The 19,963-nt window shown below is 47.1% G+C and carries 29 protein-coding genes and 1 pseudogene; 1 reads left to right on the top strand and 29 read right to left on the bottom strand.

Going from position 1 to position 19,963, the window contains the following annotated elements; translation table 11 throughout:
- Positions 1 to 23 precede the first annotated feature (23 nt).
- Entirely contained in the window at positions 24 to 773 is a 750-nt protein-coding gene (locus tag RS24_RS00245; protein ID WP_021776160.1) for a phosphoadenylyl-sulfate reductase, read from the bottom strand.
- Entirely contained in the window at positions 746 to 1,336 is a 591-nt protein-coding gene (locus RS24_RS00240; protein ID WP_021776159.1) for a precorrin-2 dehydrogenase/sirohydrochlorin ferrochelatase family protein, read from the bottom strand. The genes RS24_RS00245 and RS24_RS00240 overlap by 28 nt, the downstream gene beginning before the upstream one ends.
- 133 nt (positions 1,337 to 1,469) lie before the next feature.
- Here RS24_RS00240 and lipB point away from each other — a divergent pair, with 133 nt between their 5' ends.
- A complete protein-coding gene (gene lipB / locus RS24_RS00235) occupies positions 1,470 to 2,174 on the top strand; it encodes a lipoyl(octanoyl) transferase LipB (protein ID WP_021776158.1) in 705 nt (234 codons plus the stop codon).
- Position 2,175: 1 nt separating this feature from the next.
- On the opposite strand, the gene RS24_RS00230 is transcribed toward lipB, so the two are convergent.
- From RS24_RS00230 to rpsS, 27 genes and pseudogenes are all read right to left on the bottom strand, one after another.
- The gene (locus tag RS24_RS00230) at positions 2,176 to 4,161 is read right to left on the bottom strand and encodes an acetyl-CoA carboxylase biotin carboxylase subunit (protein WP_021776157.1); all 1,986 of its coding nucleotides are present in this window, start codon (positions 4,159 to 4,161) and stop codon (positions 2,176 to 2,178) included.
- A gap of 9 nt (positions 4,162 to 4,170) precedes the next feature.
- Positions 4,171 to 5,703: pseudogene (locus RS24_RS00225) on the bottom strand (acyl-CoA carboxylase subunit beta).
- A 50-nt stretch (positions 5,704 to 5,753) separates the two neighbouring features.
- Positions 5,754 to 6,467 (bottom strand): ATP12 family chaperone protein, encoded by a 714-nt coding sequence (locus RS24_RS00220; RefSeq protein ID WP_021776154.1) that lies wholly within the window; start codon positions 6,465 to 6,467, stop codon positions 5,754 to 5,756.
- A gap of 2 nt (positions 6,468 to 6,469) precedes the next feature.
- Positions 6,470 to 7,468, bottom strand: a complete 999-nt coding sequence (locus tag RS24_RS00215) for an RluA family pseudouridine synthase (protein ID WP_021776153.1) — start codon at positions 7,466 to 7,468, stop codon at positions 6,470 to 6,472.
- A 33-nt stretch (positions 7,469 to 7,501) separates the two neighbouring features.
- Positions 7,502 to 8,980 (bottom strand): DegQ family serine endoprotease, encoded by a 1,479-nt coding sequence (locus RS24_RS00210; RefSeq protein ID WP_239642381.1) that lies wholly within the window; start codon positions 8,978 to 8,980, stop codon positions 7,502 to 7,504.
- A complete protein-coding gene (gene rplQ / locus RS24_RS00205) occupies positions 8,961 to 9,386 on the bottom strand; it encodes a 50S ribosomal protein L17 (RefSeq protein WP_021776151.1) in 426 nt (141 codons plus the stop codon). Before rplQ ends, RS24_RS00210 begins: the two co-directional genes overlap by 20 nt.
- A 29-nt stretch (positions 9,387 to 9,415) precedes the next feature.
- Entirely contained in the window at positions 9,416 to 10,435 is a 1,020-nt protein-coding gene (locus RS24_RS00200) for a DNA-directed RNA polymerase subunit alpha (RefSeq protein WP_021776150.1), read from the bottom strand.
- 34 nt (positions 10,436 to 10,469) lie between these two features.
- On the bottom strand, positions 10,470 to 10,859 hold the full coding sequence (gene rpsK, locus RS24_RS00195; RefSeq protein WP_021776149.1) for a 30S ribosomal protein S11: 390 nt from the start codon (positions 10,857 to 10,859) through the stop codon (positions 10,470 to 10,472).
- Positions 10,860 to 10,871: 12 nt separating this feature from the next.
- Positions 10,872 to 11,240 carry a 30S ribosomal protein S13 gene (rpsM, locus tag RS24_RS00190; RefSeq protein WP_021776148.1) on the bottom strand — a complete coding sequence of 123 codons (369 nt, stop codon included), beginning with the start codon at positions 11,238 to 11,240 and terminating at the stop codon, positions 10,872 to 10,874.
- Between the two features lie 155 nt (positions 11,241 to 11,395).
- Positions 11,396 to 11,968 carry an adenylate kinase gene (locus tag RS24_RS00185; RefSeq protein ID WP_021776147.1) on the bottom strand — a complete coding sequence of 191 codons (573 nt, stop codon included), beginning with the start codon at positions 11,966 to 11,968 and terminating at the stop codon, positions 11,396 to 11,398.
- Positions 11,965 to 13,299 carry a preprotein translocase subunit SecY gene (gene secY / locus RS24_RS00180; protein WP_021776146.1) on the bottom strand — a complete coding sequence of 445 codons (1,335 nt, stop codon included), beginning with the start codon at positions 13,297 to 13,299 and terminating at the stop codon, positions 11,965 to 11,967. The genes RS24_RS00185 and secY overlap by 4 nt, the downstream gene beginning before the upstream one ends.
- A gap of 19 nt (positions 13,300 to 13,318) precedes the next feature.
- Positions 13,319 to 13,942, bottom strand: coding sequence for a 50S ribosomal protein L15 (rplO, locus tag RS24_RS00175; protein ID WP_021776145.1), 624 nt, complete (start codon positions 13,940 to 13,942; stop codon positions 13,319 to 13,321).
- 17 nt (positions 13,943 to 13,959) lie between these two features.
- Positions 13,960 to 14,154, bottom strand: a complete 195-nt coding sequence (rpmD, locus tag RS24_RS00170; RefSeq protein ID WP_420885935.1) for a 50S ribosomal protein L30 — start codon at positions 14,152 to 14,154, stop codon at positions 13,960 to 13,962.
- Between the two features lie 14 nt (positions 14,155 to 14,168).
- Positions 14,169 to 14,723, bottom strand: coding sequence for a 30S ribosomal protein S5 (rpsE, locus tag RS24_RS00165; RefSeq protein ID WP_021776143.1), 555 nt, complete (start codon positions 14,721 to 14,723; stop codon positions 14,169 to 14,171).
- 12 nt (positions 14,724 to 14,735) lie between these two features.
- Entirely contained in the window at positions 14,736 to 15,092 is a 357-nt protein-coding gene (gene rplR / locus RS24_RS00160; protein WP_021776142.1) for a 50S ribosomal protein L18, read from the bottom strand.
- 9 nt (positions 15,093 to 15,101) lie between these two features.
- A complete protein-coding gene (rplF, locus tag RS24_RS00155) occupies positions 15,102 to 15,635 on the bottom strand; it encodes a 50S ribosomal protein L6 (protein ID WP_021776141.1) in 534 nt (177 codons plus the stop codon).
- A 35-nt stretch (positions 15,636 to 15,670) separates the two neighbouring features.
- The gene (gene rpsH / locus RS24_RS00150) at positions 15,671 to 16,069 is read right to left on the bottom strand and encodes a 30S ribosomal protein S8 (RefSeq protein ID WP_021776140.1); all 399 of its coding nucleotides are present in this window, start codon (positions 16,067 to 16,069) and stop codon (positions 15,671 to 15,673) included.
- A gap of 10 nt (positions 16,070 to 16,079) precedes the next feature.
- Positions 16,080 to 16,385, bottom strand: coding sequence for a 30S ribosomal protein S14 (rpsN, locus tag RS24_RS00145; protein ID WP_021776139.1), 306 nt, complete (start codon positions 16,383 to 16,385; stop codon positions 16,080 to 16,082).
- A 21-nt stretch (positions 16,386 to 16,406) separates the two neighbouring features.
- Entirely contained in the window at positions 16,407 to 16,970 is a 564-nt protein-coding gene (rplE, locus tag RS24_RS00140) for a 50S ribosomal protein L5 (RefSeq protein ID WP_021776138.1), read from the bottom strand.
- The gene (gene rplX / locus RS24_RS00135; RefSeq protein ID WP_021776137.1) at positions 16,963 to 17,286 is read right to left on the bottom strand and encodes a 50S ribosomal protein L24; all 324 of its coding nucleotides are present in this window, start codon (positions 17,284 to 17,286) and stop codon (positions 16,963 to 16,965) included. Before rplX ends, rplE begins: the two co-directional genes overlap by 8 nt.
- Positions 17,286 to 17,654, bottom strand: a complete 369-nt coding sequence (gene rplN / locus RS24_RS00130; protein ID WP_021776136.1) for a 50S ribosomal protein L14 — start codon at positions 17,652 to 17,654, stop codon at positions 17,286 to 17,288. Before rplN ends, rplX begins: the two co-directional genes overlap by 1 nt.
- A gap of 25 nt (positions 17,655 to 17,679) precedes the next feature.
- A complete protein-coding gene (gene rpsQ, locus RS24_RS00125; RefSeq protein WP_021776135.1) occupies positions 17,680 to 17,910 on the bottom strand; it encodes a 30S ribosomal protein S17 in 231 nt (76 codons plus the stop codon).
- A 27-nt stretch (positions 17,911 to 17,937) separates the two neighbouring features.
- Entirely contained in the window at positions 17,938 to 18,138 is a 201-nt protein-coding gene (gene rpmC, locus RS24_RS00120; protein ID WP_021776134.1) for a 50S ribosomal protein L29, read from the bottom strand.
- A gap of 11 nt (positions 18,139 to 18,149) precedes the next feature.
- Positions 18,150 to 18,569 carry a 50S ribosomal protein L16 gene (rplP, locus tag RS24_RS00115; protein ID WP_021776133.1) on the bottom strand — a complete coding sequence of 140 codons (420 nt, stop codon included), beginning with the start codon at positions 18,567 to 18,569 and terminating at the stop codon, positions 18,150 to 18,152.
- 5 nt (positions 18,570 to 18,574) lie between these two features.
- Entirely contained in the window at positions 18,575 to 19,285 is a 711-nt protein-coding gene (gene rpsC / locus RS24_RS00110) for a 30S ribosomal protein S3 (protein ID WP_021776132.1), read from the bottom strand.
- Positions 19,285 to 19,680 carry a 50S ribosomal protein L22 gene (gene rplV, locus RS24_RS00105; RefSeq protein WP_021776131.1) on the bottom strand — a complete coding sequence of 132 codons (396 nt, stop codon included), beginning with the start codon at positions 19,678 to 19,680 and terminating at the stop codon, positions 19,285 to 19,287. Before rplV ends, rpsC begins: the two co-directional genes overlap by 1 nt.
- A gap of 1 nt (position 19,681) precedes the next feature.
- Positions 19,682 to 19,960: a 30S ribosomal protein S19 gene (rpsS, locus tag RS24_RS00100; RefSeq protein WP_021776130.1), complete on the bottom strand. Its 279-nt coding sequence runs from the start codon at positions 19,958 to 19,960 to the stop codon at positions 19,682 to 19,684.
- Between the last annotated feature and the right edge of the window lie 3 nt (positions 19,961 to 19,963).

The following is a 19,963-nucleotide window of genomic DNA, read 5'->3' as shown; positions in this document are numbered from 1 at the left end:
CCTCAAGCTAAATTTTGAAAAGTTTATATACCCTCACCATAGACAAATTCAGTGCCGTGCATGCCACATTCTTCTTTGTCTTGTTCAGACCAACGACCGGAACGATAGTCATCCCCTTCTTTGACTTTATCCGTGCAAGGCATGCATCCAATAGACAAGTAACCATCTTTGACAAGTGGGTGCTTAGGGAGGTTATGGGTTTCCAAATACGCCTGCAGGTCATCCAACGTAAAATCTACAAGTGGGTTTACGCGTAACCTAGCGGCAGCTTCGTCATCTATTTCAATGCGTTGCATAGAACTACGCTGGGTTGTCTGAAAACGCTTGCGTCCCGTTAATACAGCCTTAAATCCCTTCAAGGCGCGTTGTTGTGGCAGAAACTTACGAATATGACAGCATAAATCATTATTTTTCTGCCACAAATCCTCATTGCTGTCTTTTTCAGCCAAATCTGTTGGGTGCGGACCGATAGATCGCACATCGGTCAGCCCAAGAAGCGTTTGCAGACGATCTCTGTAACGCAAGGTTTCTCCAAAAAGCTTGCCAGTGTTTAAAAAGATAACGGGTGTCGTCGGGTCAATTTGCGCCACCATATGCAACAGCACAGCTGACTCCGCACCAAAAGATGAGACGACGCATATCTCATCTTTAAACTCATCCCTTAGAATGGTAGTCAGAAACTCAACTGCCGACAATTCAGCAGTGCGTACCAGCATCTCCGTAGCTTCAAGCGTAAGATTCTCTTCTAGGACTTCTCTGTCTTTAATGGACATGGGCAATCTAACCACCCTTCTTTATCAATCAAATCATTCGTGTTCTTTGTGACCTCGCCAAAGCTCAGACCTTCATCACGCCACTTATGCCGTGCCGCACCAATTATTTCCAGCCTATCTGCCCAAACAGGGGCAAAACGTGCTGCCAAAAACTCTCTTAACAGTCGCGCCAGCGCAGGCGACATCCCCCCCGTGGAGGCCGTTAGAAGCAATTTTCCCCGCCGGATAATAGACGGCACATGAAAATCACAAAGCGGCTTCACATCTTCAACATTAACAAGCACACCCTGTTCCCGGGCTTGTACTGCTAATTTTTCCGCCTCTTCTGCCTCCAGATTAGCAATAAAGATGATAGCATAACTGCTTATATCTTCTGCTGATGGCAGATGTAGCTTGACCATATCTCCAGCGGCTGCCTTCATCTCGTCATCCGGATCAGGTGAGAAAATGTCAATCTCGCTGACATCTGCATCGCGAAGCATATCCAACCGCTTCACCGCCTGAAGTCCATTCCCGATAACAGCAACTTTTAAGGACGATACATCTAAGATAATCGGAAGCATGATTAACCTTTCTCACTATATATAACGGTTACATTAATTTTTGTCATTATTAAATGTAGAATTATTTATTATACATAATATTGATGTATAATATAAATCACACAGTTTCTTTATTCTCGGTATAATATTTAATATGACAGAAATTGGCGAGCAAATCACTCATCCTATCTATATTGAGCAATCAAGTGAAATTGATGGCTTACCGAGCTGTCGGCTATCAACGACGCCTGTATCTTATCCTGAGGCCGTGGCGGAGATGGAAGCCCATATAGAGGCCATGCGCGCAGGAGAATGTGGGGAACTGTTGTGGTTTCTCGAACATCCCCCCCTTTACACGGCAGGCACAGGCGCACAAGAAAGCGATTTACTCAGTCCTCAAAAACTTCCTGTCTTCAAATCCGGTCGCGGTGGGCAGTTTACATATCACGGGCCTGGACAGCGCGTTGTCTATGTCATGCTTGACCTCAATCAGAGGGGACGTGACGTCCGACAATTTGTTAAGCAGTTACAAAACTGGATTATTCATGCGCTTAATGAATGTGGTCTAGAGACCAGAGCCGATAACACTCATATAGGTGTCTGGGTTGACAGACCAGATCTTGGAGAAAATCGCGCAGATAAAATCGCCGCTATTGGTATCAGATTACGAAAATGGATGAGCTTTCATGGCATTTCGATAAATGTAAGCCCTGATTTGACACATTTCAGTGGCATTGTCCCGTGCGGGATAACTGACCAGAATGTCACCAGCCTAAAGGCATTAGGCATGAACATATCTATGGCAGAACTAGATGAGGCTTTGATTAAAACGTTTCAGACCAGTTTTGAAATAAATTAACTTATTCAAATTCGATCATAACATCATCAACGGCAAGCTTATCCCCAGCAGCGACCAAGACAGACTTAACTTTGGCATCTTTCTCGGCACGAAGAATATTTTCCATCTTCATGGCTTCCACTACTGCGAGAGCTTGACCTGACTTAACCTCTTGTCCCTCTTCAACATCAATGGACATCACAACGCCGGGCATCGGGCAAAGCAGCTCTTTACTACTTGCCCCATCGGTTTTCTCAGGCATAAAGACCATAAGCTCCTGCGCCCGCAAACTTCTGACAAAAACCTCTTGCGCCTTACCACGCGAAGTCAACACATAACCTTCCGGCATGGTATCGACGGCAAGTGAAATAGCTTGACCACTCACTTTACCTTCGAAAAATAAATCACCCGGCAACCAGAGGCTTTCAAGCTCAAAGGTTTCATCGTCCAGAACGATACCATTTTCATCAAACCGCGCCGTGAAAACCTGATCTTCGACCTGCACCGCCATCGCATCCGGCAGTGTCGCCTCATAATTGGGCATGGCACCAGAAATTTCAGATGCTCGATCCAGCACATAAGAGCGTATATAAAAACCGATAACAGCGCGTTCTTTTATTTGCTCAGAAGATAGAGGCGCGCCTTCAAAACCATCAGGGTATTCCTCGGCAATAAATGCCGTGGTCAGCGCACCTTCACGGAAACGATCATGTTGCATAATCGCGGCGAGAAAATCTATATTATGGCGAATACCGTCAATTCTAAATCTGTCTAACGCATCAGCCATCGCATCAATTGATGCAATACGATCATCAGCATGCGTTACCAGTTTGGCAATCATCGGGTCATAAAACAGTGAAATTTCACCGCCCTCATACACGCCAGTATCATTACGAACAGTTATACCATCTGTCACACCTTCATGTGGCGGACGATAACGAGTTAAACGACCAGTTGATGGAAGGAAACCTCTATATGGATCCTCAGCGTAAATCCGGCTTTCCATAGCCCAGCCATTCAACTTTACATCTTTTTGCGCCAGTGACAGCTTTTCACCCGCAGCAACCTTAATCATCTGCTCAACAAGATCGATGCCCGTAATCAGTTCGGTAACGGGGTGTTCAACCTGCAAGCGTGTATTCATTTCCAGAAAGTAAAAGTTTTTATCGCCATCAACGATGAATTCCACCGTTCCTGCGGAACAATAGTCAACCGCTTTTGACAGCGCTACAGCCTCTTTACCCATCGCCTTTCTGGTTTTCTCATCCAGAAATGGGCTTGGCGCTTCCTCAATAACTTTTTGATTTCGTCGCTGAATGGAGCATTCTCGCTCCCCCAGATAAATCACATTGCCATGCTTATCACCCAGCACCTGAATTTCAATATGACGCGGTTGTGTAACAAATTTTTCAATGAATATTCTGTCGTCACCAAAGCTTGAGGCCGCTTCATTTTTGGAGGACTGAAAACCTTCCCTGGCTTCCTCATCATTCCAGGCAATCCGCATACCCTTACCACCGCCCCCCGCAGAGGCTTTAATCATAACGGGATAGCCAATGTCAGTCGCTATTTTAACCGCTTCATCGGCATCCTCAATCAGTCCCATATGCCCAGGAACCGTGCTAACACCGGCTTCCATGGCGAGCTTTTTGGAGGTAATTTTATCCCCCATCGCCTCGATCGCCCCAGCAGGTGGGCCAATAAAAGCTACTCCAGCCTTATCAAGTGCTTCAGCGAAAAGCTTATTCTCACTCAAAAAACCATAACCCGGATGTACCGCTTCCGCGCCAGTTTGTTTAATCGCATCGAGAATTTTATCAATAATCAGATAACTCTCAGACGCGGGCGCACCACCAATATGGACAGCTTCATCGGCCTCACGCACATGCAACGCATCAGCATCAGCATCTGAATAAACAGCGACTGTCTTAATTCCCATAGCTCTGGCTGTCCTGATAACGCGACAGGCAATTTCACCACGGTTAGCAATTAAAATCTTTTGAAACATGTTTGTGACCTATAGCGGAATATTGTCGTGTTTTTTCCAAGGATTATCCAGCTTCTTGCCTTTCAGCAAAGCCAAAGCACGACAAATCCTCATACGGGTGTTTCTGGGCTGTATCACTTCATCAATGTACCCACGCTCGGCAGCTACAAACGGGTTCAAGAACCTATCCTCATATTCTTCCGTGCGTTTTTCAATCTCCTCAGGATTATCCAGCGATTTACGGAAAATAATCTCAACCGCCCCTTTCGCGCCCATAACAGCAATCTCTGCTGTCGGCCATGCGTAGTTCACATCGCCGCGCAAATGTTTAGACGCCATCACATCATACGCGCCACCATAGGCCTTGCGTGTGATAATTGTGATTTTTGGAACTGTTGCTTCCGCATAGGCAAACAGCAACTTTGCACCATGCTTAATTAATCCGCCATATTCCTGTGCTGTCCCCGGCAGGAAGCCCGGGACATCCACGAGCGTGACAACAGGAATTTCAAAAGCATCACAGAATCTGACGAACCGCGCAGCTTTTCGGCTCGAATCGCTATCCAGCACACCGGCAAGAACCATGGGCTGATTAGCTACGAACCCCACCGTGCTACCTTCCATACGTCCAAAACCAACGACGATGTTTTTGGCAAAATCTTTTTGAATTTCAAAAAAATCGCCTTCATCAGAGACTTTATAAATTATTTCCTTGATGTCGTAAGGCATGTTCGGATTGGATGGGATTAAGGTATCTAAAGATAAATCCGGCTTATCTGCTGGCTCATGGCTTGGCAGAACAGGCACACCCGACCGGTTGGATTGCGGCAGGAAGTCAATAAATCGCCTAAGCTCGGTTAGCGCTTCAATATCATTGTCATAAGCCCCATCTGCAACAGAGGATTTTGTAGTATGCACTTTCGCGCCGCCCAACTCCTCTGCTGTAACCTATTCATTTGTTACGGTTTTAACAACATCAGGGCCTGTTACAAACATGTAGGATGAATTTCGTACCATAAAGACAAAATCAGTGAGTGCAGGTGAGTAAACATCTCCGCCAGCACAGGGCCCCATAATCATGGTGATTTGTGGAATAACACCGGAGGCCAGTGTATTTCTTTGGAATACCTCGGCATAACCGCCAAGAGCGTCAACGCCTTCCTGAATCCGCGCACCACCGGCATCAAGAATACCGATTATCGGTAGACCGTTACGAAGCGCCATATCCTGAACTTTATTGATTTTCTGGGCGTGGGCTTTAGAGAGTGACCCACCAAACACGGTAAAATCTTTGGCAAAAATATAAATAGCGCGCCCATTTACCGTACCCCAGCCAGTTACGACACCATCGCCAGGAATTTTCTGATCTTCCATACCAAATTCATGGCAATCATGTTCAACGAACATGTCATATTCTTCAAAAGATCCTTCATCGAGGAGAAGTTCTATGCGCTCTCTCGCCGTCAGCTTGCCTCTCGCATGCTGAGCTTCAATTCTTTTTTCGCCACCGCCCAATCGGGCAATTCGACGTCGTTCTTCAAGTTTTTCTATGACTTCTCTCATCCCACCCTACTCAAGTCTGTCTCTTAAACGTTGATATTTAATAATTTGAATCACGAAAAAAATAAAGAAAAATAGTCACTTAAAGTCTCTATTTCCCTTTTCATTCCTTCCAGCCGCGCCATCGCTTCGCTGTCTTCTCCCCATTGTTCAAACTGGAAAAAATCATCCAGGAACGCAGCACGCCAGATATTTTCAGCCTTATCTTCGCCAGACTCCATACGTAATGCCAGAACAGCTGACCCCAGTAAACCTGCCCCATGCGCCAGTCCCGTTAACCGCAAAGGATTAGGCTCCAGCCCCTCTCCTCCTTGGGCAATCTGAGTCAAAACCTCAATACTTGATTGTGATTGTTTTATCGGCGCAATACCTGCCCCGGTTTGAAGAGATACGCCATAGGTTGCCCTCACCCAATCTAGATAAGGCGACCATATCTCATCCTGACGTTGCACCAACGTGTCAGGATGCGTAGCGCGATAACACAGTAAGTCTGTCTCGCCATAAGAAGCAAACGCCTGTGCGGTTGCCTTATAGCTTTCCGATACGCGGTCAAGAGCCGTATAAACAAGGCGGCTCATCGGCATATCAGATAAAATGATGTCATCGTCAACTTGCCGCCATTCATCCGCCACGGCTTCTGCCAGTTGCGCATATGGCAGTAAGAGCAGTTTTTTTGCAGGAGTCATAAGTTTATGTGTATCAAGACGAATGATATGGCCCTCTGCCAACTCTTCAATGCTTACCTTTTCATAAAATCTGCGTGGCATTGCTAGCTTGCCTCACGAGGAAACGGGTCTTCGTAATCATTCGACTCAAATCCAAGAAGCCCCCAACTTTCAGCCATGTGCGCCTGTAAATCCGCAGCAACAATCAGACGACCACCAGACGGATGTGGCATGTCAATCATACGCGCATGGAGATGTAACTTATTTGGCAGTTCACCCCCGGTTTCAATCTCGGGGAGCGTATATTTATTATCCCCGACAAGGGGATGACCAATCGCCAGGGCATGAGCACGAATTTGATGCGTGCGTCCGGTTATCGGCATAAAAGCCACCCATGAGAAAACCTGCCCCGCCCGCGACACAACACTGAAGCGCGTTATCGCTTTCATCGCTTCTTTATCGTGATCCTCAGCAGGCCGTACACGCTCATTGCCATCACCAGCGGCGCGCTTAACAAGTTTCAGCTTAATATCGCCTTGCTCAGGGCGTGGAACCCCGTGAACCAGTGCCCAATAGATTTTTCTGGTTTCCCTTTCAGCAAAAGCTTTCGTTAGTGCCGAGGCAGCTTTACGGTGCTTAGCGAGCAGCAATACGCCAGATGTGTCTCGGTCAAGGCGGTGAACCAGTCTTGGCCTTTCCCCTTTATCTGCCAGCACATCGAGCAAGGCGTCTACATGCCAGTCAGTTTTTGACCCGCCCTGCACAGCCAATCCGGACGGCTTGTTGAGCGCAATTACATCCGCGTCTTCATAAATGATACTTTTTAAAATCATGTCCTGCAGGTGCAGGGGAACAGCGCGTTTTTCTTGTTTAGCTCTCTGCTTTGATTGGTCCGGTGTTACCAATGGCGGTACACGTATCATCTGCCACGCTTCAAGTCGCAAAGACGATTTTGCGCGTCCGCCATCAACACGAATTTGTCCCTTGCGTAGGAGTTTTTCTAACTGGATATGACTAATATGAGGAAAAAGTGAACGAAACCAACGATCAAGCCGCATCCCGGCTTGATCCGGCTGCACCTGTAAATGTTGCACACCGCTCATTATCGCCCCTTAATTCTCATTTCACCTTGCAAGCTAACGTATTGACGTTCTTATAATTCGTCCAGCCCGTCTGATTTCTAAACTCCACTGCTCTGATGGCTTGTTCAACAAGGCAACCAATTCCGCAACACTTTTAATTTCTATCCCGTTAATAGAGAGAACAATATCTCCCGGGCGTAAACCGACTCTCGCGGCGCGGGCGCGTTTATCAACGGTTAGGATAATAACGCCTTTTTCTTCAAGGCCTAATTTAAAAGCCTGCCCTATCTCATCAACCACTGCAGGATTGAGATTGCTGACCTTCACGGTGTTAAAAATATGTTCCCCAGTCAGTGTTGTTTCATTTCGTGGTGGGACATCTGGCGGGGCGGTAAGTTTAACGTTAACAGTATTCCCTTTTCCTTGCCTGAGATAGCCAATTTCCGCTCTCGCCCCAACACCAGCAACAGCCATACGATAACGAAAATTCTCAGGTTCGAGAATTTCTTTACCATTAAATGTCCTCACGACATCGCCAGATTTTAAGCCAGCTTTTCGTAAAGGACTATTGGGGTGAAGCTTAACAATGAGCGCCCCCACAGGTTTTGCCAACCCAAGTGTCTGGGCAAGCGATTGAGAGACTTTCTGTAATTCCATACCGGCCCAGGGGCGCACTATTCTTCCATCAGAAAGCGCCGCATCAACAACTTGCTGAACCATATTAGAGGGAATAGCAAAGCCGATCCCTACTGACCCACCCGAACGGGTATAAATCGCCGTATTCACGCCGAGTAAACGCCCATCCATGGTAACCAATGCGCCACCGGAATTGCCCGGATTAATCGGTGCATCCGTTTGAATAAATGACTGAAAATCTGTCACACCTACACTGGTCCGCGCTAGTGCCGAAACAATCCCATTCGTCACGGTCTGTCCAACACCAAACGGGTTGCCAATCGCCAACACAAAATCACCAACATTCACCGTGTCAGAATTTCGATAAGGCAGAGCTGGAAATCGCTCTTCTGCATCAAGAATCTTCAAAACGGCAAGATCTGTGCGTTCATCTGCAAGTAAGAGCTCGGCTGAATACTCTCGTCTGTCTGACAAAACAACCTTAAACGCCTCAGCGCCGCTAATCACATGATTATTGGTCACAACAATCCCCTCAGCGGAGACAATCACCCCCGAGCCGAGTGAGTTTTCCAATCTCTCCCTTTGACCAAAATTATCCCCGAAGGATCGACCAAAAAATTCTTCAAAAAATCTGTCATTGAATAAGCTAGGTCGGCGTGCCTTCACACGGCGGGTCGCATAAACATTTACAACCGCTGGTGCTGCCTGTTCAACAACCGGCGCAAAGCTCAGCTGCACATCTTTCAAGGACTTAGGAATACGTGGCTCAGCAGAAGCCATGTTTGTCAAAATAAAAACGCTGACAAATAGAAAAGTGAAATTTAGCGAACGGCGGGTAAGGCCGAATACAGACATAAAAGTCGAGAAGACGAGACCGTTAGATGGCTTCTTCAACACCCTCATCATCCACCTGAACAGGACCCGAGTCTTGACCACGCGCCTCAGGGTCACGGTCAACAAATTCAATCACAGCCATGGGTGCATTATCACCAAATCTGTAACCGGCTTTGAGAACACGCGTATAACCGCCTGAACGGTCTGCATAACGTGGTGCCAGCGTTTCAAACAGCTTCTTTGCCCATTCTTTTTCTGGCAGTTTGGCTATTGCCTGGCGTCGAGCGTGCAAATCACCACGCTTACCAAGCGTTACAAGCTTCTCAACATAAGGACGAAGCTCTTTAGCTTTTGGCAGAGTGGTAACAATCTGCTCATGTTTGATCAATGCGACTGCCAGATTCCCCAACATAGATTTGCGGTGACTTTGGGTGCGGTTTAATTTTCTGCCTGCTTTAGCGTGACGCATGGTTCTCTCCGAATTCGCAGATAATAAAGTTAAAAATTTTCTTCAAACCTTTTGGCAAGTTCTTCAATATTTTCAGGTGGCCATGTGGGGACTTCCATACCCAAATGCAGGCTCATTTCTGAAAGTACTTCCTTAATTTCATTCAAGGATTTACGACCAAAGTTTGGTGTCCGCAACATTTCAGCTTCAGATTTCTGAATCAAATCGCCGATATAAACAATATTGTCATTTTTCAAGCAATTGGCTGATCTAACTGACAATTCAAGCTCATCAACTTTCTTCAACAAGGCCGCGCTGAAACCAATTTCCTCGGCAACAGAGACAGTTTCAGGAACTTGTTCAGGCTCTTCAAAGTTGATAAATGTCTGCAACTGGTCTTGCAAAATTCTTGCAGCCAACGCAAGAGCGTCTTCAGGTGAAACAGAACCATCTGTTTCAATGTCCATGGTCAACTTGTCATAATCAAGCACCTGACCTTCGCGCGTATTTTCAACATTGTAGGAAACACGACGCACTGGGCTGTAAAGACTGTCCACAGGAATGAGGCCGATAGGCGCATCATCCGCACGATTTTGCTCGGCCGGAACATAGCCATTACCTGTGTTAACAGTGAATTCAAAACGCACATCTGCACCATCATCAAGCGTGCAAAGAACAAGATCAGGATTGAGGATTTCAACATCTGCGATTTCTTCAATATCGCCGGCAGTCACAACACCTGGCCCCTTTTTGCTGAGTATCATGCGCTTCACGCCTTCGCTGTGGCACTTTACAGACATCTGCTTAATGTTTAGCACAATGTCTGTGATATCTTCACGCACACCCGCAATGGATGAAAATTCATGCAAGACACCGTCGATTTGAACGGAAACAACAGCTGCGCCTTGAATAGAAGACAATAAAATCCGGCGCAAGGCATTACCCAATGTAAGACCAAAACCACGCTCAAGTGGTTCGGCAACGATGCGCACATGACGATTGCTGTCATGACCAGGAACGATATCCAGTTTTGTAGGTTTGATAAGCTCTTGCCAATTATTCTGTATCATGGCGGCTCCTCTTAATGGTTAATGACTTCAGTAATTAGACGCGACGGCGTTTCGGCGGGCGACATCCATTATGTGGAATTGGCGTTACGTCACGAATGCTGGTAATCGTAAAACCGATAGATTGCAAAGCGCGGAGGGCTGACTCACGACCAGAACCTGGCCCCTTAACATTGACCTCAAGGGTTTTCATCCCGTGATCCATGGCCTTTTTACCTGCTTCTTCAGCAGCGACTTGCGCGGCATAAGGTGTGGATTTTCGCGACCCCTTAAACCCCATAGCACCCGCAGAACACCAGGAAACAGCGTTGCCTTGAGCATCTGAAATAGTAATCATGGTGTTATTAAAGGTAGAATTAACATGAGCCACACCAGAAGTGATGTTCTTTCGCTCTCTGCGGCGGACTCGGGTTTTATCAGTAGCCATAAAACAGTTCCTCTACTTTTTCTTACCGGCAATAGGTTTCGCAGGACCTTTGCGGGTGCGTGCGTTAGTATGTGTACGCTGACCGCGAACAGGCAGATTACGACGGTGACGAAGACCACGGTAAACCCCCAAATCAAGCAAGCGCTTGATATTCATGGCAATTTCACGTCTTAAATCGCCCTCAACGGTATAATCCCCGTCAATGGTTTCACGAATTTTAATGACTTCTGCATCGGAAAGTTCATTAACTCTCCGTTCCGGCATGATGCCGACTTTTTCACAAATTTCCTTGGCTTTCGTGTTGCCAATGCCGTGAATATAAGTCAGGGCAATCACCACACGCTTGGCAGTCGGAATATTTACACCTGCTATACGAGCCACTTAATTCTCCTCATCTCCGTAAGGGAGTGGAAACTGCAGATAAAGAAACAGCTGATTAGCCCCAACTGTTAGACATTTCTGCTACATGTCACCGAAAAACGGGATTATAAAAACTTCCGCTCAACAGTCAACTTGTTTCCCCTACCTTATCCTTTCTAAAGTCCTAAAATCTCTACAATATCTTCAGTCACGGTATCCATATCCTGCATACCATCAACATGCTTCACCAAACCTTTTTGTGCGTAATATTCTGACACCGGTGCGGTTTGTTCCTCATATACTTTCAAGCGATGGGCCAACGCTTCCTCATTATCGTCATCACGCGGGCCACCCTCGGTTTGGGCAGACCGGATACGAATACGCTCAAGCAACTTATTATGGTCTACCTTAAGCTCAAGAACCGTGTCCAACGTCATGCCTTTATCACTCAACATGGCATCCAGTGCCTCAGCCTGAGCTATATTTCTGGGAAACCCATCCAGAATGAAACCGTCAGAACAATCTGAGTCTTCGATACGATCAGATATAATGCCAACAACGACCTCATCCGGCACAAGATCACCACGTGCCATAATATCCTTAGCTTTAAGGCCAATTTCTGTTTCAGCAGCCACGGCGGCACGCAACATATCACCCGTAGAAAGCTGACGAAGATTATGGTTACTCTCTAGCCGTGCGGCCTGAGTGCCTTTTCCGGCACCGGGAGGGCCAAGGAAAATCAATTTCATCGGCGGGACCTCCCAACACGGGATTGCTTAATCAGCCCTTCATATTGATGAGCAAAGAGGTGGCTCTGGACTTGGCTAACCGTATCCATGGTCACACTGACCACAATCAACAAGGATGTACCGCCAAGATAGAAAGGCACGCTGTATTGATTAATCAAAACTTCTGGCAAGAGACAGACAAGCGTCAGGTAAAGCGCACCAACAACAGTCAAACGTGTGAGCACTTTATCTAGATATTCTGCAGTTCTCTCACCCGGACGAATGCCCGGAATAAAACCACCACTCCGCTTAAGATTATCTGCTGTGTCAGACGGGTTAAAAACAATCGACGTATAAAAGAAGCAGAAGAAGATGATACCACCCGCATAAAGAGCCATATAAAGCGGCTGGCCACGACCCAGCAATGCCGTCACAGTACCTAGCCACTCAGAACCGCCTGTACCTGAAAAATTGGCGACAGTAATGGGCAATAAAAGCAAAGATGACGCAAAAATCGGCGGAATAACACCTGCAACATTCAGTTTCAAAGGCAAATGAGAGTTTTCGCCACCTGTCATTTTATTACCAACCTGACGCTTCGGATATTGAACGATCAGACGGCGTTGCGCGCGCTCCATGAAAACGATGAAGGCAATAACGACGGCAACCATGACAAGAAGCATCAGGATAACAAGCGTAGACAACGCGCCTTGGCGACCCAACTCGAGCGTGCTGACCAGCGCACCCGGAAGTTCTGCGACAATACCAGCAAAAATAATCAGCGAAATTCCATTACCAACACCGCGAGCAGTTATCTGCTCACCGAGCCACATAAGGAAAACTGTGCCACCAACGAGTGTAATAACAGCGCTGATTTCAAAGAAAACTCCAGGATTAATAACAATACCTTCAGCCCGTTCCAGCCCAACGGCAATCCCGAAACCCTGCATCGCTGCCAGTACAACCGTACCATAGCGCGTATATTGGTTAATCTGTTTCCGACCCTGTTCCCCACCTTCTTTTTTGAGATGCTCAAGATGTGGCACAGCAGATGTAAGAAGCTGGATAATAATGGAAGCCGTAATATAAGGCATAATGTTCAGGGCAAAAATCGCCATCCGGCCGACAGCACCGCCTGCGAACAGGTTGAACATGCCGATAATACCGCCCTGATTTTGTTCAAAAAGCGCATTCACTGCCTGTGGATCAACACCAGGCAAAGGAATATACGTTCCAAGGCGATAAATCAGCAGCGCACCAAGTGTAAACCAGATACGTTGTTTCAGTTCCGTCGCCCCCTTAAAGGATGACAGGCTGAGATTTGCTGCTAATTGCTCTGCTGCTGAAGCCATTTTACGCCCTGCTTAAGCCTTACTCACTCTGGTTATCTTCGTTATCTGTATCACCAGAAGCAGTCTCCTCGGCGAGAGCCTCTTCTTCAGTGTCAGTTTCTTCTACATCAGCTTCAGCTTTTTTTGCGGCCTTCTTTTTGGCCTTTTTTTCAGCTTTCGCATCGTCATCATCTTTGCTTGGCGCGGGAGCAAGAACGGTAATTTTGCCGCCCAGTTTTTCAATTGCTTCTCTTGCAGAGGCCGAAACACCAAAGACTTCAAAATCCAGCTTAGTTTTCAATTCGCCATTGCCAATAATACGCACACCATCAAGTTCGCGGCGGATAACACCAGCGCTTTTCAGGCTGGCAGTGTTAACAGGGTCAGATGCATTCAGTTTTCCAGCATCCAAAGCCTGTTGAAGACGGCCAAGATTTACCGCATTCAGTTTTTTAGGGTTTGGCACATTAAAGCCGCGTTTTGGTAAACGCATGTGAAGTGGCATTTGCCCACCTTCAAAGCCCTTAATAGATACGCCAGAACGTGACTTTTGACCTTTTACGCCTCGTCCGCCGGTTTTACCTTTACCAGATGACGTGCCGCGACCAACACGCACACGCGTTTTACGTGCGCCTTGATTATCTCTTAATTCATTGAGTCTCATAGTCAGTCTCCAAGCCCTTAGGCGTCTTCCACGATACGAACAAGATGCGAGACTTTGGCAATCATGCCCCGCACAGCTGGCGTATCTTCTAAAGTTTTACGGCGATGCAATTTATTCAGACCCAGACCAACGAGTGTCGCGCGTTGATCTTGAGGACGCCCAATTGGGCTTCCGATTTGCTCTACAGTCACTGTGTTTTTCTTCGCCATCATTCACTCCTTGCCGATTATGCGTCGGCAGCATCAACCCCGCGACGGGAAATTATATCTGAAACCTTCTTGCCGCGACGCGCTGCAATCTGGCGCGGACTCGCTTGCTTGCTAAGGGCATCAATCGTAGCGTGAACCATATTATAAGGGTTTGATGTCCCGATTGATTTCGCAACAACATCCTGCATACCCAATACCTCAAAAACTGCACGCATCGGACCACCGGCAATAATACCTGTACCGGGAGGTGCAGCGCGAAGAAGTACTTTACCTGCTCCATGATGACCACGAATGTCATGATGCAATGTACGACCTTCTCGAAGAGGCACACGGATCATTTTGCGTTTGGCAGCTTCAGTTGCTTTACGAATAGCTTCTGGAACTTCACGCGCTTTACCAAGCCCGTAACCAACCCGACCTTTTTGGTCACCAACTACAACGAGTGCCGCGAAACCAAACCGGCGACCACCTTTGACCACCTTGGCAACACGGTTAATATGCACAAGCTTATCTATAAACTCGTTGTCGCGATCGTCATCGCGGTTATCGTTACGATTATCACCTCTGGCCACGAGTCCGTCTCCTTAAAATTTTAAGCCGGCTTCACGCGCGGCCTCGGCAAGAGCTTTAACTCTGCCATGAAATAGATATCCGCCACGGTCAAAGATAACCGTTTCAACGCCGGCTGTTTTAGCTCTTTCGGCAACCAATTTGCCTACAAGACCCGCAGCCTCTTTATCAGAACCCTTCTGCCCGGAAAAATCCTTATCTTTACTGGAGGCAGCGGCTACCGTTACACCATTCTCATCGTCGATGACCTGTGCATAGATATGCTGAGACGATCTGAAAACCGATAATCTGGGCTTACCATTTGCCAGCTTTCTCAGACGCATTCTAACGCGCTTTTTCCGTCTATCATCTTTTGAAATCTTCTTCACCATAGCGAAATCCTATTTCTTCTTACCTTCTTTACGGAAGATATACTCACCGACATATCTCACGCCCTTACCCTTATAAGGCTCCGGCGGACGATAAGAGCGTATCTCAGCAGCGACCTGCCCAACTTTTTGTTTATCAATCCCAGATACTGTGATTTCCGTCTGGGATGGGCATTCGACTTTAATGCCTTCAGGCACTGAAAAATCAACATCATGGCTGAAACCAAGGCTCAGCTTTAGTTTTTGACCTTGAACCTGAGCGCGATAACCGACACCTTGCAATTCAAGTTTTTTCTCAAAACCTTCGGAGACACCCGTCACCAAATTAGCAACGGTTGAACGGCTCAAGCCCCAAAAACTTCTTGCTGCTTGTGACTTTTCCTTCGGGCTAACAAGAATACCTTCATCTGTCTTCTCAATCGCAATCAAGTCAGACAACACGGCACTCATTTCTCCCTTAGGTCCCTTAACAGCCAATGCTTGACCGTTGAGGCTAACCTCAACGCCACCGGGTACAGGAACAGGTTTTTTACCAATGCGAGACATTTCTTTTCCTCATAGCATTCTCAAATTAGGCCCCATCAGAAGATGCGGCAGAGAACCTCCCCACCTACATTGTTTTCACGCGCTGCAGAGTCAGACATAACCCCTTTTGGCGTTGATAAAATTGAAATACCAAGTCCGTTTTGAACAACAGGCATGGTCTTTACAGATGAATAAACACGGCGACCAGGTTTTGAAACACGCTGAATATCTTGGATGACAGGACGCCCTTCATGATATTTCAATTCGATTTCAAGCTCAGCCATCGTGCCGGTAAACTGTTTTTCGGAATATCCGCGGATATAACCTTCATCCTTCAGCACATCAAGCACCCAACGGCGCAGTTTGGAGGATGGGGAAACAACACTCGACTTGCCACGCATTTGAGCATTGCGGATACGTGTGAGCATGTCACCAAGAGGATCGTTTAAGTTCATAATACTCCCCCTACCAGCTCGACTTAACCATTCCCGGTATTTGACCTTTAGAGGCCAAATCTCTCAGTGAGATCCGGGACATGTTCAATTTTCTGTAATATCCGCGAGGGCGACCAGTCACACCACAACGGTTGCGTACACGCGACTTGGCAGAATTGCGCGGGAGTTCTGCAAGCTTAAGACGCGCTTTAAAACGCTCCTCATTTGTCAGCGACTCATCCTTGGCCGTAGCCAGCAATTCCGCACGCTTAGCAGCATATTTATCTGCCAGGCGAATACGTTTTTTATTACGTTCTACAGAGCTTTTTTTAGCCATAACTACCTCTCTCCGCTCTTGTCAGTTCTTGTCCGAGAAGGGAAAATTAAATGCACGAAGAAGTTCACGAGCTTCAACGTCCGAAGTCGCGGTTGTGCAAACAATGATATCCATTCCCCAGATCGTATCGACCTTGTCATAGTCGATTTCCGGAAACACAATATGTTCTTTAAGACCCATGGCGTAATTGCCATTGCCGTCAAAACTTTTAGGATTAAGACCTCTAAAGTCACGCACACGCGGCAAGGCGATGGTGACCAATCGATCAATAAATTCATACATATTTGCCTTACGAAGTGTAACCTTGACACCAAGCGGCATATCTTCACGAACCTTGAATGTCGCGATGGAGTTACGTGCACGCGTGACGACAGGCTTTTGACCTGCAATCAGCTCCATATCAGCATAGGCAGCCTTCACTTTTTTTGTGTCTGTGGTGGCCTCACCGATACCCATATTCAAAACAACCTTATCAAGTTTTGGCACTTGCATCGGATTGGCATAGCTGAACTGCTCTGTCAGCTGGGCACGAATGCTGTCGTCATAATGCGTCTTAAGACGTGGAATGTAATCTGCTTCAGCCATCGATGACATCTCCTGACTTTTTGGCAAATCTTTGTTTTTTGCCGTCTTTATCAAATTGATACCCTACTCGGCTTGGCGTTCCATCTTTAGGATCAGCAATGGCGAGGTTGGAAATATGAATTTTGGACTCGCGTGCAATGATACCACCCTCAGTCTGGGCAGTCTGACGCTGGTGACGCTTCACAATATTCACGCCTTGCACCAGCGCACGGTTTTCAGAAGGAAACACGCCAAGAACTTCGCCTGACTTGCCCTTATCGCGACCAGTCAGCACAACAACCTTATCGCCTTTTTTAATTTTCAATTTTGTCGGCATTACAGAACCTCCGGCGCAAGAGAAACGATTTTCATGTGATTTGTTGCTCTTAATTCACGTGTGACCGGCCCAAAAATTCTGGTACCCACAGGCTCGCCTGAATTATTCACCAACACAGCTGCATTTCTGTCAAAGCGAATGACACTTCCATCATTACGACGAATTTCTTTGGCTGTGCGAACGATTACCGCACGCATAACGTCACCTTTTTTCACGCGACCGCGCGGAATTGCTTCCTTTACGCTGACCACGATTGTGTCACCAATGCCGGCGCTCATGCGTTTTGAGCCTCCGAGAACCTTAATGCACTGCACCCGGCGAGCACCCGAATTGTCGGCAACGTCCAGATTGGTTTGCATCTGTATCATTGTATTATTCCTTACCTAGCCTCAACTATTCCGTAATGACTTCCCAGCTTTTTAGCTTTGAAATCGGACGACACTCTCGGATGCGAACCGTATCTCCGGTCTTGAACTGATTTTCAGCATCATGAACGTGGTACTTCTTAGATTTTCGAACGGTCTTTTTCATCACAGGGTCAGTCAGACGACGCTCAACCCGAACAACAACAGTTTTGTCGGTTTTATCGCTAACAACAGTTCCTTGTAGAATACGTTTTGGCATTTCTATTTAGTCCTCAATTAAACGACCCTACTCGGCCTGTTTTCCCTTAAATTCATTTTTAGCGGTCTGCACACGGGCAATTTCCTTACGCACCTGACCGATACGCGCCATATTTTCAAGCTGACCTGACGCTTTTTGAAAACGCAGATTGAACTGTTCTTTTTTCAGTTCCACCAAGCGGTCATTTAGCTGGTCGGCTGTCAAATCTCTGATTTCAGCAATCTTCATAAACCCAACTCCTAGTCTTGGTCACCAACGCGTGAAACAACACGTGTCTGAACCGGAAGTTTAGCGGCAGCGAGCTTAAGAGCCTCATGCGCAACATTTGCAGGCACACCGTCAACTTCAAACATAATCCGACCGGGTTTGACACGGCAGGCCCAATATTCTGGCGAACCCTTACCTTTACCCATCCGTACTTCAGTCGGTTTTTTAGAAACCGGTACATCAGGAAAGATACGAATCCACACACGTCCGGCACGTTTCATATGACGCGTAATCACACGACGTGCAGCCTCAATCTGGCGTGATGTGACGCGCTCTGGTGTCGTTGCTTTAAGACCAAAGGCCCCAAAATTAAGCGCAGTCCCACCCTTAGCATTACCTTTAATGCGGCCTTTATGGGCTTTACGGAATTTTGTACGTTTAGGTTGCAGCATTGTCCCTAACCTCTTGCCATTTCTCTAGACGAGCCAGCATTGTCATCATTACCTTGCTCACCGCGCTTATCACGTGCCATCGGATCGTGCTCTACGATTTCACCTTTGAAAATCCAGACCTTAATACCGCAAACGCCGTAAGCCGTATGCGCTGAACCGACACCATAATCAATATCTGCGCGGAGAGTATGAAGTGGCACACGCCCCTCCCGATACCACTCAACACGCGCAATCTCAGCGCCGCCAAGACGTCCACCGCAATTAATCCGAATACCCTCAGCACCTAACCTGATAGCTGACTGAACAGCCCGCTTCATGGCACGTCGGAAACCAACACGACGCTCTAACTGCTGGGCTATGCCATCAGCAACAAGCTGAGCATCAATTTCAGGCTTTCTAACTTCAACAATATTCAAAAGCACTTCACTATCGGTAATTTTAGAAATCCGCCGACGGAGCTTCTCAATATCAGCACCTTTTTTCCCAATAATCACACCAGGACGTGCCGAATGGATAGTGACACGGCATTTTTTATGCGGACGCTCAATAATGATTTTGGATACAGCCGCCTGCTTAAGTTCATTTAGAAGCATTTCACGGATATTTAAATCTTCGTGTAAAAGCGTTGCATATTCTCCTTTTCTGGCATACCAGCGGGAGTCCCATGTTCGGTTAACACCCAGGCGCATACCAATCGGATTAATTTTCTGTCCCATTAGGCTTCTCCTCCGGCCTGAGTTTCTTCCATCTCACGAACGATAATTGTTAGCTGGCTGAAAGGCTTGATAATGCGTGCTGCACGACCTTTCGCGCGAGGGCGGAACCGCTTCATGACGAGGTTCTTACCGACATAAGCTTCAGCGACGACGAGACTATCAACATCTAGATCGTGGTTGTTCTCTGCGTTCGCAATCGCACTTTCGAGAACTTTTTTTACTTCCCCGGAAACGCGTCTGCGCGAGAATGTTAAATCAGCGACAGCTTTCTCAGCTTTTTTGCCTCTAATTAATTGCGCGACAAGATTGAGCTTTTGCGGGCTGGTACGGATCATCCGGCCCACCGCTTTGGCTTCATTATCAGCAAGTTGTCTTGGTTTAGATGCCTTACCCATCTTACTTCCTCTTAGCCTTCTTATCGGCAGCATGGCCGTAATACGTTCGCGTTGGTGCAAATTCACCGAATTTATGACCAACCATTTCTTCTGTCACGAGAACAGGAATGTGTTTCTGACCGTTATGGACACCAAAATTCAACCCAACAAACTGCGGGAGAATGGTAGACCGACGGCTCCAAGTCTTGATGACGTCGTTTCTACCGGACTCACGAACGGCTTCCGCTTTTTTAAGCAGATAACCATCGACAAACGGGCCTTTCCAAACTGAACGTGTCATAAT

This window comes from Candidatus Micropelagos thuwalensis, assembly GCF_000469155.1.
Taxonomy (GTDB): Bacteria; Pseudomonadota; Alphaproteobacteria; order RS24; family RS24; genus Micropelagius; species Micropelagius thuwalensis.
This window is presented reverse-complemented; position numbering and strand designations above follow the sequence as displayed.